This window comes from Embleya sp. NBC_00896, from assembly GCF_045207785.1.
GTDB lineage: Bacteria > Actinomycetota > Actinomycetes > Streptomycetales > Streptomycetaceae > Embleya.
The window spans coordinates 2,107,496-2,122,802 of sequence record NZ_CP108776.1 but is presented as its reverse complement, the minus strand read 5'-3'; the positions used below and the strand labels follow the sequence as shown (position 1 = coordinate 2,122,802).

The 15,307-nt window shown below is 73.4% G+C and carries 12 protein-coding genes; 9 read left to right on the top strand and 3 right to left on the bottom strand.

Annotation, left to right across the window (positions count from 1 at the left end; genetic code table 11):
* The first annotated feature begins 264 nt into the window (after positions 1–264).
* The gene (locus OG928_RS09470) at positions 265–858 is read left to right on the top strand and encodes a TIGR00730 family Rossman fold protein (protein ID WP_406281595.1); all 594 of its coding nucleotides are present in this window, start codon (positions 265–267) and stop codon (positions 856–858) included.
* 94 nt (positions 859–952) lie between these two features.
* Here the strand turns inward: OG928_RS09470 and OG928_RS09465 are convergent, their stop codons facing one another.
* On the bottom strand, positions 953–2,557 hold the full coding sequence (locus tag OG928_RS09465) for a hypothetical protein (RefSeq protein WP_406281592.1): 1,605 nt from the start codon (positions 2,555–2,557) through the stop codon (positions 953–955).
* A gap of 82 nt (positions 2,558–2,639) precedes the next feature.
* On the bottom strand, positions 2,640–4,004 hold the full coding sequence (locus OG928_RS09460) for an MFS transporter (RefSeq protein WP_406281589.1): 1,365 nt from the start codon (positions 4,002–4,004) through the stop codon (positions 2,640–2,642).
* 137 nt (positions 4,005–4,141) lie between these two features.
* Between OG928_RS09460 and OG928_RS09455 the strand changes: the two genes are divergently transcribed.
* The 7 genes from OG928_RS09455 to OG928_RS09425 all read left to right on the top strand — a co-directional run bounded on the left by OG928_RS09455 (position 4,142) and on the right by OG928_RS09425 (position 12,036).
* The gene (locus OG928_RS09455) at positions 4,142–4,666 is read left to right on the top strand and encodes a winged helix-turn-helix transcriptional regulator (protein WP_406281586.1); all 525 of its coding nucleotides are present in this window, start codon (positions 4,142–4,144) and stop codon (positions 4,664–4,666) included.
* A 115-nt stretch (positions 4,667–4,781) separates the two neighbouring features.
* Positions 4,782–6,272 (top strand): hypothetical protein, encoded by a 1,491-nt coding sequence (locus OG928_RS09450; protein WP_406281584.1) that lies wholly within the window; start codon positions 4,782–4,784, stop codon positions 6,270–6,272.
* A gap of 181 nt (positions 6,273–6,453) precedes the next feature.
* Positions 6,454–7,104: a ribonuclease HII gene (locus OG928_RS09445; protein WP_406290871.1), complete on the top strand. Its 651-nt coding sequence runs from the start codon at positions 6,454–6,456 to the stop codon at positions 7,102–7,104.
* Positions 7,105–7,181: 77 nt separating this feature from the next.
* A complete protein-coding gene (locus OG928_RS09440; RefSeq protein WP_406281581.1) occupies positions 7,182–8,108 on the top strand; it encodes a DUF2510 domain-containing protein in 927 nt (308 codons plus the stop codon).
* A 163-nt stretch (positions 8,109–8,271) separates the two neighbouring features.
* Positions 8,272–10,734, top strand: coding sequence for a TerD family protein (locus OG928_RS09435; RefSeq protein WP_406281579.1), 2,463 nt, complete (start codon positions 8,272–8,274; stop codon positions 10,732–10,734).
* Positions 10,735–10,965: 231 nt separating this feature from the next.
* Positions 10,966–11,559, top strand: a complete 594-nt coding sequence (locus OG928_RS09430) for a hypothetical protein (protein WP_406281576.1) — start codon at positions 10,966–10,968, stop codon at positions 11,557–11,559.
* Positions 11,560–11,667: 108 nt separating this feature from the next.
* Positions 11,668–12,036, top strand: coding sequence for a hypothetical protein (locus tag OG928_RS09425; protein WP_406281573.1), 369 nt, complete (start codon positions 11,668–11,670; stop codon positions 12,034–12,036).
* A gap of 12 nt (positions 12,037–12,048) precedes the next feature.
* Here OG928_RS09425 and OG928_RS09420 read toward each other — a convergent pair whose 3' ends face one another.
* Positions 12,049–12,711 (bottom strand): hypothetical protein, encoded by a 663-nt coding sequence (locus OG928_RS09420; RefSeq protein ID WP_406281570.1) that lies wholly within the window; start codon positions 12,709–12,711, stop codon positions 12,049–12,051.
* A gap of 356 nt (positions 12,712–13,067) precedes the next feature.
* Between OG928_RS09420 and OG928_RS09415 the strand changes: the two genes are divergently transcribed.
* Positions 13,068–15,227 (top strand): RecQ family ATP-dependent DNA helicase, encoded by a 2,160-nt coding sequence (locus tag OG928_RS09415; protein WP_406281567.1) that lies wholly within the window; start codon positions 13,068–13,070, stop codon positions 15,225–15,227.
* The last annotated feature ends 80 nt before the right edge of the window (positions 15,228–15,307 follow it).

Here is a 15,307-nt window from a genome sequence, read left to right as displayed (position 1 = left end):
GCGACTGTTCCGTTGCCATATCGCGCAGGAGGCGATTCATCGACTCGACCCGCCAACGATTCGGCCCCGACTCGGCGGCGACCCGTCGCGCGCGGCATCGGCACGGGATCGGCCTCGCGGCACGGCCTCGCGGTGTCGAACGGCCCGACCCGCTCTCGCCGGCCGCGCGTGGCGTACGCGGCGCCGCGCCCGGCCGGACCGCCGCCCGAAGGTCCGGCCCCGGTTGGCAGAATCCCGTACATACCAACAAGCACGGAGGCTGTCATGCGGGTAGCGGTGTTCGCGGGGTCGGCGTCGGGCGTGTCGCCCCGATTCCGGGAGGCCGCGACGGAGCTGGGGCGCGGCCTGGCCCGGGCCGGCGTCGGGATCGTGTACGGCGGCGGGCACGTGGGGCTGATGGGCGCGGTCGCCGACGGGTGCCTGGCGGAGGGCGGCGAGGTGATCGGGGTGATGCCGCGCTCGCTGGTGGAGCGCGAGATCGCGCACCGCGGCCTGACCGACCTCCAGGTCACCGAGACCATGCACGAGCGCAAGGCGGCGATGGCGGCCCAGGCGGACGCGTTCGTCGCGCTGCCGGGCGGCGCGGGCACGCTGGAGGAGCTGTTCGAGGTCTGGACCTGGCAGCACCTGGCGATCCACGCCAAGCCGGTCGCGGTCCTGGACGTGGACGGCTTCTGGCGCCCGCTCCTGGACGCGCTCGACACGATGACCGCGAACGGCTTCCTCAAGCCGGCGCTGCGCGCGACCCTGCTGCTCGCGCACGACAGCGCGAGCCTGCTGGCCGAGACGAAGGCGTGGCGCCCCCCGGCCCCCAAGTGGGAGGGCGGCCTGGACCCGGCCGTACCGCCGCTGCCGTGACCGCTCTCGCGCCGCCGGACCGCTCACGGGTCCCGTCCCCGATCCCCTCGGGGACGGGGACGGGACCCGTGAGCGCGCCGGGCCCTGGGGTCGGCTAGCCGCCCTTGCCCTTGAACAGCTTCGAGTCGCGGGCCGAGACCGTCACGGGTCCGGGCCGGTCGACGGTGATCTGGCTCCACTCGTCGACGGTGGCCTTGATCTCGATCTCGGGCCGGTCGGCGGTCACCCAGAAGGTCGGGTGGATCTTGACGATGAACGTGCCCGCGGAGTGCGCCTCGAAGGAGAACCGGCTGGGTGTGAGCTCGGTCAACTCGCCCGGCCCCTCCAGGATCGGGGTCGGCTTCTCGACCTCCCAGATCTGCCAGTGCCCGTCCTTGTCCGCGTAGACCGGCTTGAGCCAGGGGACGCCCTTGCGGATCAGCTCGGCCTCGGGGATCGCGGACGGGTCGATCGGGATGTCGGGCAGCGCGACGAAGCGCACGCCGGTCTCGTCGATCCAGGCGCGGTACTCGGCCTCGGTCAGGTCCTTCTGGTAGAGCACCGCGTTGTAGTTGCGGTCCAGCTGGCGCTCCCAGCCGCGGGCGAGCGGCATGTGCTCGGCGACGAACACCGACTCCCAGTGGCCGCGGGTGAAGGGGATCTCCACCCGGCCCAGCGGGTGGGTGTTGTTCTTCTTCAGGAAGTCGACCATCCCCGCGTAGTACTGCGGCTTCTCGCCCGGCGAGTCCTTGATGTCGTGCGTGATGGCCAGGGCGGCGGACTGGAACTGCCACACCAGGAGCGGTAGGGCCAGCAGCGCCACCAGCCGGCGCCGGCCCACCGAGAGCAGCACGACCGCCATCAGCGGTCCGGAGGTGAGCTCGCCGAGCCGGGCCAGGTTGCCGCCGAGCGAGGTCGGCACGAAGAAGAACAGGACCGCGGTCGCGGCGTACAGCCACAGGAAGCGGCGGGCGCTCTGCTGTTCCTTGGGCAGTATCACCAGGCCGACCGCGGCGAACGCGAGGATCGGCAGGAACCGCCACCACGGGAACGGGAACATCCCCTCGTTCGGGAACGCGAGCGCCGCGACCAGGCCGATCGCCGCGGGGGCGAAGCACAGCCGGGTCGGCCAGACCCGCTCCCTGGGCACCCAGGCGAGCGCGACCAGCATCAGGAACGCCCCGGACAGCGGGCTGGAGAGGCCGCACAGGAAGGCGGCCACGCCCGCCCAGATCGGGTGTCGGCGGCGCGCGGCCAGTATGGCGAGCATGCCCGCGGCGACGCCGAGCGCGAACGGGGTGCGGCCGATCAGGTAATCGACGCTGCACATCACCGCGAACCAGCAGCTGCCGACCCGGCGGGCGAGGTCGGTGGCGCCGACCCGGAGCTTGTCCCAGGCCCACGCGGAGGTCACGCAGGACAGCGCGGTGAGGGTGGCGGTGCCGATCTTGGACGCGATCACCGGCGCGAGGATGCTGTAGCCCGGGAGCAGATGCCCGCCGTACCACTGGTTGTTCCACAGGTAGGTGCCGTGGTCGCGGATCAGCCAGGTCCGGAAGTATTGCGCCGGCCAGTCGGGGCCGTTCACGCCCGTGACGATGATCAGGCCGATCAGGCCGGCGGTGATCAGGTAGGGGCGCTCGACTATCGCGTTCGCGAGTGCCCGAAAACGACGGCGACCCGCCGGCGCTGCGGGTCGATCCGTCGCTGGGGATTGCACGTCGCTCGTCACATGACCCGAGTTTTCCAGACGCGGCGCCCGGCGTCGCGGTCGAGTGTCCGGGTTGGATGGTTTTGTAGGTTTATTCGCTTTGGTGAAGGCCGAGGGTGACGGCCGCGCCGAGGACGGTCAGGCCGGCCGCGACCAGGAGTGCGAGGTCCATGCCGCCCGCGTCGACCAGGGTGATCACGAGCGCGGCGCCGATCGAGGCGCCCATGTAGCGCGCGGTGCTGTTGGCGCCGGAACCCATGCTCGCGCGGTCGGCGGCCACGCTCTCGACCGCGAGCCGGGCGAGCGCGGTGTTGAGGATGCCCACCCCGAAGCCGCCGACCAGCAGGCCGGGGAGGGTGCGCGGCCACGTGTCGCCGGCGTCGAGCCCGTACAGGCCGACGAAGCCGACGCCGGCGAGCAGCAGCCCGGCGGCGAAGCGGTGTCGGGCCTCGGGGAGCACGTGCACGCGGCCGAACACGAACGAGGTGATCGCGGCGACGGCCGACCACAGGCCGATCAGGAGGGCGGACTGCAGCGCGCTCAGGCCGAGCGTGTTCTGGAACGCGGTGCCGAGGTAGGCGGCGACGCCGATCACCGCGACCCCGGTGACCAGTGCGCCGAAGGTGGCGACGAAGAACGCGGGGCGCGCGAACATCCGCAGGTCGAGCATCGGCGCCCGCGAGCGCAGGGCGATCGCGACGTAGGCGGCGAGCAGGAGCACGGCGACGACCATGAGCCCGTCCACCACGGGGCGCTGCCACCCCTGGCGGCCCTCGATGAGGGCCGCGGTGAGCGCGATGAGCCCCGGTCCCAGGGTCAGGGTGCCCCAGACGTCGGGGCGGCGGGGGTGCTCGGCGCGCGATTCGGGCATCCGGCGCGCCACCGCGGCCACGCCGAGGGCGGCGACGCCGGTGGCCCAGTAGGGCGCGGAATGGTGCACGAGGGAGAGTCCGGCGCCGGCCAGCGGTCCCAGGACCATGCCGCCGCCGATCGACGCGCCGTAGGCGGCCATCGCCCGGCCGCGGGCGGCGCCCCGGTGGTTGTGCGCCAGCAGGCCGAGTCCGGCCGACATGATCGCGGCCCCGGCGACGCCCTGGAGCGCGCGCCCCGCGACGTACCAGGGGAGCGAGGGGGCGAGCGCGGTCAGCGCCGACGACAGCGCGAGGCCGAGCGCGCCGGCGGTGAAGACCCGGCGGCGGCCGAGGTCGTCGGCGAGGCTGCCGGTGATCAGCAGGGCGGCGGACAGGCCGAGCCCGATGGCGCTGAGGATCCAGGCCGGGCCGCCGAGGCCGGCGTGCAGCGTGTGCACGGTGTCCGGGACGATCGCGATCGGCATCGTGTAGGCGGTCAGCAGCAGCAGGGTTCCCAGCGCGACGACCGCGACCGTGGGACCGGCGGCGTCGGGATCGGGTGCCCTCGGCGCGGCGCGCAGGGCGGTGGGCGTGGCGGTGGACATGGCTGTGCTCCCCAAGACGGTCGACTCGAGGCGGTCGAGTCCTGCCGAGTCGGTTCGATGAACGAACCGAGGCTTGCTCGGAGAAACGTAGCAGCAAAGGTTCGGTGAATGAACCGAGGCGGGGTTAAAGTGCTCGTATGGCTCTGGGCAAGGACTACGGGCAACAGGACTGTGCGCTCGCCCGCACGCTCGAACTCGTCGGCGAGCGCTGGACGCTGCTGATCGTGCGGGACGCCTTCTACGGCGTCCGGCGCTACAGCGACTTCCTCGCGCACCTCGACATCCCACGCGCGGTGCTTTCCGCGCGCCTGCAGGCGCTGGTCGAGGCGGGCGTGTTCGACAAGCACCGCTACCAACTCTCCCCGCCCCGCGAGGAGTACGTGCTCACCGAGCGCGGCGTCGACCTGTGGCCGATCATCCGCACCATGGCCCGGTGGGGCGAGAAGCACGTGCAGAACGGCGTCGCGTGCCGACTCTTCCGGCACCTGGGGTGCGGCGGCGCGGTCGACCCGAACGGCGTCTGCGCGACCTGCGGCGCGCCGGCGGCCCCGGGCGAGACCGAGGTGGCCCCGGGTCCCGGCGCCAACACCCTGCACCGCGACGACCCGGTCACCCGGGCGATGCGTACGCCGCACCGCCTGCTGGAGCCGCTGCTGCCGTAGTCGGCCGGCACCGATCGCGGCCGACCACCGGCGCCGAATCCGAGAACAGCGAAACCCTCCCCGCCTCAGGACTAGGGTCGTCCCCGAACGAGTGAATTTCCTTCGAGGGGGACCCATGGGCGCAGGGACGGGCCTACGCGCACTCGCCGGAGTGACGCTCCTCGGCGTGCTCTACGCCGTGCTCGCGCTGCCGCTCGTCCTGGTGGCGTGCGTGGTCGGCACGATCGTGGACGGCGGGCACTTCTTCACTTCCGGCGGTGCCGTGTTGTGGGGGCTGGGCATGGTGGCGCTGACCGCGCTGCTGGTCGAACTGACCGGCCCGCGCCGGCTGCCGGCCGGCCTCGCCGTCGACCACGACGAGCAGCCGGTCCTGTGGGAACTGGTCCGGGACGTGGCCGAGGACCTGCGGGTGCCCGCGCCGGACGGGATCGTGCTCACCGGCGGCACCGCGTGCGAGCTGCGCGTGGTGCGCCGGCCCGGGACGTGGCTGCGCCGGCACCTGGTGCTCGGGGCCGTCCTGCCGCACACGCTCAGCGGGCGCCGCCTTCGGGTCGCGATCGCGCACGCGCTCGGGCACAGCCGGCGCCGTCGGCCGCCGCTCGCGGATCGGATCGCCTGTCACGGCGTGGACGCCGTGGTCGGGATAGCCGACGCGCTCGCGGGGCACGGGGCGCCGGGCGTCGCGGCGGGCCGCTTCGCCCGGCTCTACCAGCGGGTGTGCGCCCCCGTCGTGCGCTTCGAGGAGCGTGCGGCCGACCGGGCCGCGGCGCGCGCGTACGGCACCGAAGCGGTGATCGACGCGCTGACCGAACTCGCGGCCGTGCGCGAGAACTGGGCCCGCTTCCGGATCGAGTTCCTGGACCGGGGGATCGAGGCCGGCTGCGTACCGCGCGACCCGATCGGCGGATTCCGCGTCTTCCACACCGCCGAGGCCGCCGCGGCCCCCACCGGCGCCGTGTCCGGCCGGATCGAGCGGCTGCGGGCCCGCCCCCTGGACGGGCGCGGCGTGCCCGGCGGGAGCGACCTGGACGGCGGCTCGCTGCTGTCCGAACCGGCCCGCCTGCTCGCCCACGTGCACCCGTACCTGCTGGTCACCGACGACGACGGGCATCTCGGGCCGCGCGGGTTCGCGCCGTTGGACGGCCTCGCGAAGCTGCCGGACGAGGTGTACCTCGAGCACGTGGTCGGCTTCGTCGAGGCCCGCCGGGCGGCCGCGCTGGGGATGTCCGCGCGCCGAGCCGGCGTCGAGTACCCCGTGAGCCTGGGCGGCGTGCTCGGGCTCCTCGTGGAGGGCCGCGGCGCGGAACTGGTCGGCTGCCACGGCGACGACACCGCGGGCGCGCTCGCGGCCCTGCTGGGCCGCGCGTGGACCGACTCCGGGCACGGCAGGCTGCGCCCGAACTGGGCCGGCGCGAGCACCCTCACCGACCGCCTCGGCAACGAACTCGACCCGACCGCCGAGGCCGAGTCCGCGCTCTCCGGGCCGGCCGGCGCCAAGGCCCTGCGCGAACGGCTGCGCGCCGGCGGGGTGTCCTTGCACTTCGAGCCGCGGCCGCCGATGTCGCTCGCCGACGGCGAGCGCGAGACGGTGGTCGGACACCGCTGACGGGTGATCTACGGTGGATGGCGTGAAGCAGTCCACCACGGGGCAGGCCGCCGCCGGGCGCGGTGTCGGCGCGAAGCGGGTCGTCACGAAGGCGAAGAAGGTCGTCGCGAAGAAGGTCGTCGCGCCGCGGTCGAAGCCGTCCGGCAAACCCGCGCCCCCGACCTACACCGTCGAACGCGAGCTGATCGCCCGCGGCGCGCTCACCGTCGCCGGGGTCGACGAGGTCGGCCGCGGCGCGTGGGCCGGCCCCGTGCTGGTCGCGGCGGCCGTCACGGACCTGTCCGTGCCGCCCGCCGGCCTCACCGACTCCAAGCTGCTCACCGCGCGCCGCCGCGAGGAGGTGGCCGCGGCGGTCGACCCGTGGGTGACCGCGTACGCGTTCGGCACGGCCGACCCCGGCGAGATCGACGAACTCGGCATGACGGCCGCGCTGCGGCTGGCCGCGGTCCGGGCCCTGGAGGCGCTGCCGATCCGCCCCGACGCGATCGTGCTGGACGGCAAGCACGACTTCCTGGGCACGCCGTGGGAGGTGCGCTGCGTGATCAAGGGCGACCAGTCGTGCATCAGCGTCGCGGCCGCCTCGGTGCTCGCGAAGGTGCGCCGCGACGGCATGATGGCGCGGCTCGGCGAGGACTACCCCGCGTACGCCTTCGACAGCAACGCCGGCTACCCCGCCCCGGTGCATCGCGCGGCGCTCGTCGAGCACGGCCCCACGCCGCTGCACCGGATGTCCTGGGCCTACTGGGACGACCTGCCCGAGTGGCGGCACCTCAAGCGCCCCCGCCCGCTGCCGCCGATCGATGACGGGCAACTCGGCTTCGACCTGGGGTGACCGGCGACGGTTTCCGATCGGTCACGTTTGGCGGGCGGTGTCGTGCGCCGCCCGCGCCCGGTTGTAGCGTCACGCGGGTGACTGCCTCGATCCCTCCCGGTTGGTACGAAGACCCGTCCTCGCCCGGTTCCGAGCGCTGGTGGGACGGGGCGCAGTGGACCGCCTCGACCCGGGCGCGCGGGCAGGGCGAGATCCCGCCGCCGCCGGTCGGTACGCCGCCGGGCGGGCCGCCCGTGGGCGGCTACCCGCAGGGCGGCTACCCGGGCGGATACCAGCCCGGGCCGCAGCAACTCGGCGTCCGACCGGGACGCGGGAAGGCGATCGGCCTGGGCGTGCTGGCCCTGGTCGTGGTCGGCGGCATCGTCGCCGCGCTCCTCGTGGTGCTCGGCGGGGACGACGGCGACAAGAACGTCGCGGTGACCGGCAGCGTGAGCGACCCCGAGACCGGAATCACCGTGCCCAGGCTCGAGGGTTGGGTCGTCCCGAAGTCCGATTCGCCCGCAGAGCAGGGCTTCGAGGGGCCGTGCGCGACCAAGTCCTCGTCGCGTGGGACCTCGGACTCCGGCTCCACGAAATCCACGAGCTCCTCGGATTCCGACGAGGAGTCCTCGGACGACAAGTGCTACCGCGCCGACTTGTCGATCATGACGCAGAAGGCCGACTCGTTCGACGAGCTGATCGCGGAGCTCAAGAACGACGTCGGCGACTCCAAGGGCAAGGTGAAGGTCACCGACACCGAGCTGGACAAGGCGGTTCAGGTCGACGGCCACCCGGCGCACGTCGTGCGGATCAAGGTCCGGGGCACTCCGGAGGCCCTGCGCATGAACTCGGACACCGCGTGGGCGCAGGTCGTGGCGATCGACGCGAAGAACGCGGACGGCGAGTACCCGTGCGTGGTGATCAGGCTGGAGAATTCAGCCGAGGCTCCCGACAAGGCCGTACTCGACACGGTCCTCAAGGGAATCAAGGTCGGTACTCCGAAGCCCTCGGAGAGCACGTCCTGACCCAGCGTCATATCTGACGAGACGTCACCAGCGGTACGGTACGCCCGATCGGTCGCGCCGTACCCCGCACCGGTCGCGAGCGCGTACCGTGGACGCGCGCCGCAGGTCGGGCTTGCCGGGATGCGACTGAAGGAGGCCGCACCGGGCACATCATCATTGGGGGGTGACTGTGCGCATCGGTGATCGCCTCGAATGCCCCGGCTACTCGGTGGTGGCCGTGGAGACGACGGGATTGTCTCCGCATCGACATCGCATCATCGAGATCGCGGTCGCTCAATGCGATCTCGACGGCCGCGTGACCGAGTTCTTCACGACCCTGCTCGATCCGCAGGGTCCGGCCGGGGACTTCCAGGCCCATGGGCTGTTCGACGACGACGTCGTGAACGCCCCGACGTTCGCGGAGGTCGCGCCGTGGCTGGCGCAGCTGCTGCGCCAGCGCGTCGTGGTCGCGCACAACGCGCGCTTCGACGTCGGCTTCGTCGAGCGCGAGTTCCAGCGCCGGGGCCGGCCGACCGTGCCGCCGCTGACGACCGTGTGCACGATGCGCGAGGCGCCGCACCACCTGCCCGAGGCGCCGCGCTTCACGCTGCTCGCGTGCTGCGAGGCGGCCGACGTGCCGGTGGACAGCGGGCACGGCGCGGCGGCCAAGGCGATGGGCACCGCGCGGCTCCTGGAGCACTACCTGGCCCGGGGCGCGGGCGAGGCCCGGCACTGGCAGCAGGCGCGGACCGTCGCGGCCTCGCTCAACTGGCCGCGCCGCAGCGCCGATCCGCCGCGGGTGTTCACCCGCGACGACGCGCACGTCGCGCGTCGCGCGCGCGAGGAGGCCGAGCAGGTGCGGCGCCGGGACGCGGTGTCCTACCTGGAGAAGGCCCGCGCGTACGGGCCGCCCACCGGCGTGGGCGAGGGCCCGGACAGCTACCTCGCGGTGCTCGACGCGGCCCTGGAGGACCGGGTGATCACCCCGCAGGAGGCGATCGACCTGGCCGAACTCGCGGTGTCCCTGGGCATCTCCGAGGAGCAGCGCAAGGACCTGGACCGGCTGTACGTGACCGCGCTCGCCGCGTCGATGGTCGCGGCCGGGCCGATCGACCGCGAGGAGCGCGCCGACCTCACCCGGGTCGCCGCGCAGTTGGGCATCCCGCGCACCGCGCTCGACGAGATCGTCCAGATGGCCCGCTCGACCGTCGAACAGGGCCACGGCGGGCCGCGCATCCTGGCCCGCGGCCGGCCGCTCGAGTCGGGCCTGCACGTGCTCTTCCACGGCTATCTCGCGGTCACCCGGGGCGAGTTGGAGCGTCGGATGGCGCGCGCCGACCTGTCCGTGGCGTCCGGGATCCACGACCGCGTGGACGTGCTCGTGGTAGCCGACCCGGACGAGTCCGCGGACCGGACCTACTGGGCCCGCCAGCGCGGCATCCGGGTGCTGATCGAGCCGGTGTTCCTCGCGCTGCTCGCCGACCTCGAACGGGGCCGCAGCAGCGCCGCCGACGCGGCCTCCCAGGTGGCCGCCGCGTCGCTCGCGCACGCCCTGCCCGGGATGCCGCGCACCACGAGCGGCTTCATGCTGCCCCGGCCGAGCGCCCCGGCGGCCGCGGCGGGCGGTGCCTTCACGCCGGGCCCCTACCGGCCCTACGACACCCCCGTGGACGGCGTCCCGGACGTCATGCCGACCCAGGCGTTCGAGGCGACCGAGGCGCAGACCGCGGCCGCGGCGACGCCGGTGTCCGGTTCCGCGTCCGCCACCACGCCCGCGCCGGTGCCGGGCACCGGGGCGACGCTGCCGAGCATCCCGCCGCCGCCGACCGCGGCCGACCTGCCGGTCGCGTCCGGTTCGTCGGCCGCCGAGGTGCTCGAGGCCACCGTCCCCGACCTGCTCCCGCCGCCGCCCGAGGTGCCGGCGACCCAGGTCACCATGCCGACCACCCCGCCGCCCGTGCCGGGCCCGGAGACGCCGCCACAGCCGGTTTCCGCGGTGGCACCGCCGCCCCCGGACCACCCGCCGCCGCCCGCCCCCGCGCCGACCGCGCCGCCGAAGCCCGCACCGCGTCCCGCCGATGCGCCCCCACGGGAACTGACGCGGGGTCAGGCGGTCACGATCCAGGACCTCGGGCCGTTCGCCGGCACCGTGCGGATCGAGGCCGCGTGGTGGGCGCCCGGTCAGGCGGACGGCGACACGGTGGCCCTGGTCCTGGACGACGAGCGCCGCGTGGGTGACGACGGCGACCTGGTGTTCTTCAACCAACCGGTGCACGCGAGCGGCGCGGTTCGGCTGGCCGGCAAGCTGCAGACCGGCACCACCGACGACGTGGAACCGGGCTCGGACTCGGTCGAGATCGACGTGACGACGCTGCCCGAGGGCCGCAGTCGGGTCCTCGTCGCACTCGCGCTGGACGCCACGAGTGGCACCACCTTCGCCCAGGTACCCGTGACCGTCGGTATCGTCGACCCTGTGACCTGCCGTCGACTCGCCGAATTCCGGTTGAGCGGAGGCGACGAGACCGTCATGATCCTGGCCGAGGTCTATCGGCGCGGCGACTCCTGGCGCCTGCGGGCGGTCGGACAGGGCTATGCGGAGGGCCTGGCAGCTTTGGTGACCGAGCACGGGGTGGTGGTGGACGATTGATCCGGCCGAGCTGACGGGGCATCGTAGGATGCGCCGTCGTATGCCCGGGCCACACCCCAGGACCACCCTGGGTGGGCACGCCCCGCGCGGCTTTGATAGGACTGCCACCATGCCGCGTGTGTTCTCCGGGGAACGGGACTCCACCGATCCCTCCCCGCGTCTCCTCACCGCCGGGCATCCCGGTACCGCCACGAACGAACCGAGCCTTCCCCAGACATGACTGTGAATCCGGTGACTGCCGAAAACACCGCGGACGCGACGTCCGCACCCGATGCCCCGTCCGTACCCCGCCCGTCCGCCGGCGCGGCGCCCAAGCCCGGGCCGCGCCCCGGTCCCAAGCCGGGCCCGCCCAAGCCCGCCGTGCCGCGGCAGGCGACCCCGCCCGCCGGCAAGCCCGCCCCGGCCAAGCCGGCCAAGTCCGCGAAGCCGGCTCCCGCCGTCGCACCGCGCGTCACGCTGCTGCCCGCGACCGCCGAGAACGTCTTCGACGTCGCCGACGACGCGGTCGACGCGCTCCTGGAGTCCGGCGCCGAGCCCGGCTCGATCCTCGTCCTGACCACGGGTGGGGCCCACCCGTGGCAGCAGCACGAGGAGACCTTCGGCGCCACGCAGTACTGGCGCCAGTACGACGAGGGCAAGGACGTGTTCTACGCGTCGCTGCCGGCCTCGCGTCCGCTGCGGCGGGCCGCGGTGGTCGTGGTGGTGAACGGATTCGCCGACGAGGGCAACGCCGGCCAGGTGCTGACGGCGGCGCTCACGGCCGGGGCGTCGGTCACCGTGTGCGGCGACATCGAGCGCGTGCGCGCGCTCACCGGTGTCGCGTAGCACGCGGTCGCACGTGTAGTAGCACGTAGGGGGCCCGCTCGCATCCGGTCCGACCGAACTCGGGCCCCCTGCCCCGCGAATCCCCAAGGTCGGCTACGGTTCGTTGCCATGTCGGAATCGCCGTCGATCGCGCAGCTCCTTGACCGGTTCCTCAGCGACCAGGAGGACCGGCTGAAAATACAGCAGTACCGGGCCTGTAGCACCGTCATCGACATGTTGTCGGGCTATCTGAATCGGTACGCCTACATCACCCTGATCGGAGCCGAACGCCAGGAATGGGACCGGGCCTTCTCGGCCGGTGACGACCGGGCGTTCTGCAACGTGTTCGGGGTGCGCAAGTTGATCTCCGGGATCAAACCGTTCCACGCGCAGCACCTGCGCACTCGGCTGCAGAGCCCGGAACTCGTGCAGGACCACGCGTTGACGGTCACGACCGATCTGGTCGACTGGCTCGCGGCGCGCGGTCTCACCGCCTGATCCCACGCGTCCTCAGGACGCGGAGGGTCGGATCAGGGGAGTGGGCCCCGTCTCCGGCAGGTACCGCACCTGCGGCAGTTCCGTCGCGGCGCGGGTCGGGACGATGCCCGCTGCCCTGATCGGCGTGCTGCCGCCGGGCCCGACCCGGCTGCCCGCGCGCAGCGCCGGCGTCCGCCCGGAACGGCCGTCGGCGACCACCCGCCAGCCGTCGTTCGCCACGATGGCGAACGCGCCACACCGCAGACCGTGCAGCACGCAGGCGTCGTGCAGCCCCCACATCCAGCGGCCGTCGTCCGCCTCCCAGTCGCGCCTGCCGTCGCGGTACAGCGCGAGCACCGTGGTGTGCGTGGGGGTGCTCCGCCGCAGGTCGTCCGGGACGATCAGGCGCAGGTTCGCCAGGATCAGGTTGCGACACCGCCAGCCGTCCGTGCGGCTCGCCCCGAACCCGAAGGACGCGCTCGCCACCGGGCGTTCGGACCCGTCCAGGACCGTGACCACCGCCGTGCGCGCGATCGGTTCGTGCAGCGCGTGCAGCCGTTTGAGCAGCGCGCGCGGGTCGCGCAGCAGCGGGATCCCGCGGGCTCGCCACGTCTCCGGGTCGAACCATCGGGACGGCATGCCGGTGGGCTCCCCCGGGCGAGCCGGGGCCAGGGAGGCGGTTGCGGCGAAGTGCACGGTCCTCCTTTGTCCGAGACGGACGGCGGCGCACGCTCCGACGACGGGCGGCTCGCGGCGGATGGGCGCCGACGAGGCCCGTACAGCAAAGTGAAGTGAGCGCCGTGTCGATTCTCGCGTGACGCCGGGGAAGTCGGCAACACGTACGAGTAATCGTCCGGTACGTTCGCGTGACGAAACGGGGGTGGGCGCGCCGCGTCACCCCTCCATCGCGAGCACCGGGGGCACCACGCGCGGGCGCCGGCCCGGCGCGGCAGGCGGGCCGCGACCGTGAACGTCCATCCCGTGTCCGTGCGGTCGCGGGTGTCCCTTCGAGTGATTGGCCGATTGTCCTTGTCATCGGGTTGCATGGGGGCATGGACGATCTGGAACTGCGCACCGAAGCCGACGCCATCCTCGCCGAGCTCGTCGGTGCCCCGGGGGGTTCGGCGCGGCTGCGGGAGGATCAGTGGCAGGCGGTGGCGGCTCTGGTGGAGGAGCGCCGGCGTGCACTGGTGGTGCAGCGCACCGGCTGGGGCAAGTCGGCGGTGTACTTCGTCGCCACCGTTCTGCTGCGCCGGCGTGGTTCCGGCCCGACGGTGATCGTGTCGCCGCTGCTGGCGCTGATGCGCAACCAGGTCGAGTCGGCGGCCCGGGCCGGTATCCGGGCGCGCACCATCAACTCGGCCAACCCGGAGGAGTGGGACACCATCCACGAGGAGGTCGAACGCGGCGAGACCGACGTTCTCCTGGTCAGTCCGGAACGTCTCAATTCCGTGGACTTTCGCGATCAGGTGCTGCCCAAGCTGGCCGCCACCACCGGTCTGCTGGTGGTCGACGAGGCGCACTGTATTTCCGACTGGGGGCATGACTTCCGGCCGGACTACCGCCGGTTGCGGGCGATGCTCGCCGAGCTCTCCCCCGGGGTGCCGGTGCTGGCCACCACCGCGACGGCCAACGCGCGGGTCACCGCGGATGTGGCCGAGCAATTGGGCACCGGTGCCGGTGAGGCCCTGGTGCTGCGGGGCCCGCTCGAGCGGGAAAGCCTGCGGCTGGGTGTGGTCCGACTGCCGGACGCCGCGCACCGCCTGGCCTGGCTCGCCGAACATCTGGACGAACTGCCGGGCTCCGGGATCGTCTACACGCTGACAGTGGCCGCGGCCGAGGAGGCCACCGCCTTCCTGCGGCAGCGCGGCTTCCGGGTGGCCTCCTACACGGGGCGCACGGAGAACGCCGACCGGCTGCAGGCCGAGGTCGACCTACAGGAGAACCGGGTCAAGGCGCTGGTCGCGACCTCGGCGCTGGGCATGGGCTACGACAAGCCGGACCTGGGCTTCGTGGTCCACCTCGGCTCGCCGTCCTCGCCGATCGCCTACTACCAGCAGGTGGGGCGTGCGGGGCGCGGGGTGGCTCACGCCGATGTGCTGCTGCTGCCGGGCAAGGAGGACGAGGCCATCTGGCGCTACTTCGCCGATACCGCCTTCCCGCCCGAGGTGCAGGTGCGACAGACCCTCGCGGCGCTCGCCGGCGCGGGACGGCCGCTGTCCGTGCCGGCCCTGGAGGCGGCGGTGGATCTTCGGCGCAGCCGGCTGGAGACGATGCTGAAGGTGCTGGACGTCGACGGCGCGGTCAAGCGGGTGAAGGGCGGCTGGACGGCCACGGGGGCCGAGTGGGTGTACGACGCCGAGCGCTACGCGTGGGTGGCGCGGCAGCGGGCGGCGGAGCAGCAGGCCATGCGCGATTACGTGAGCACGTCCCGGTGTCGGATGGAGTTCCTGCGCGAGCAGCTGGACGACGAGGGGGCGATCCCGTGCGGCCGTTGCGACAACTGCGCCGGGGCTTGGGCCGATTCCTCCGTTTCCGCGGAGACGTTGACGGGGGCGGCGAAGGAACTGGATCGCCCGGGGGTGGAGGTCGAGCCGCGCCGGATGTGGCCGACGGGGATGCCCGCACTGGGAATCGACCTCAAGGGGCGTATCCCGGCCAAGGAGCAGTGTTCCACCGGGCGTGCCCTGGGGCGGCTCTCGGACATCGGCTGGGGCAACCGGCTGCGCCCGCTGCTGGCCGAGAACGCGCCCGACGGGCCGGTGCCCGATGACGTCCTGCGGGCGGCGGTGGCGGTCCTCGCCGATTGGGCGCGCTCTCCGGGCGGCTGGGCCTCGAATGTCCCGGACGCGGCTGCCCGGCCGGTGGGAGTCGTCGCCGTGCCGTCCCTGGCCCGCCCGCAACTGGTGGGTTCTCTCGCCCAGAGAATCGCGACCGTCGGTCGCCTTCCCTTCCTGGGCACCCTGACGTACACCGGGCCGAGCGGCGTGCACGCGGTGCGCCGCAGCAACTCCGCCCAACGCCTCAGGGCGCTGTCCGGTGCCTTCACCGTCTCCGAGGAGCTGGCCGGTTCCCTGGCACACTCTCCGGGCACCGTCCTGCTCGTGGACGACTACACGGACTCCGGCTGGACCCTCGCGGTCGCCGCCCGCCTGCTCCGCCGGGCGGGCAGCGCACAAGTCCTCCCCTTGACCCTCGCCGCGGCGGGCTGAGCCTGCCTCGACGGAGCCCCGCCGTTCGCCGGGTCACGGCGCCGGGCTCCCGCCTACTCGGCCATCGCTCATCTCGTCCA

Excerpts from the sequence above, each read along its gene's own strand:
- OG928_RS09470 (WP_406281595.1), top strand. The coding sequence starts at position 265 with ATGCGGGTAGCGGTGTTCGCGGGGTCGGCGTCGGGCGTGTCGCCCCGA.
- OG928_RS09460 (WP_406281589.1), bottom strand. The coding sequence starts at position 4,004 with ATGTCCACCGCCACGCCCACCGCCCTGCGCGCCGCGCCGAGGGCACCC.
- OG928_RS09455 (WP_406281586.1), top strand. The coding sequence starts at position 4,142 with ATGGCTCTGGGCAAGGACTACGGGCAACAGGACTGTGCGCTCGCCCGC.
- OG928_RS09450 (WP_406281584.1), top strand. The coding sequence starts at position 4,782 with ATGGGCGCAGGGACGGGCCTACGCGCACTCGCCGGAGTGACGCTCCTC.
- OG928_RS09425 (WP_406281573.1), top strand. The coding sequence starts at position 11,668 with ATGTCGGAATCGCCGTCGATCGCGCAGCTCCTTGACCGGTTCCTCAGC.
- OG928_RS09415 (WP_406281567.1), top strand. The coding sequence starts at position 13,068 with ATGGACGATCTGGAACTGCGCACCGAAGCCGACGCCATCCTCGCCGAG.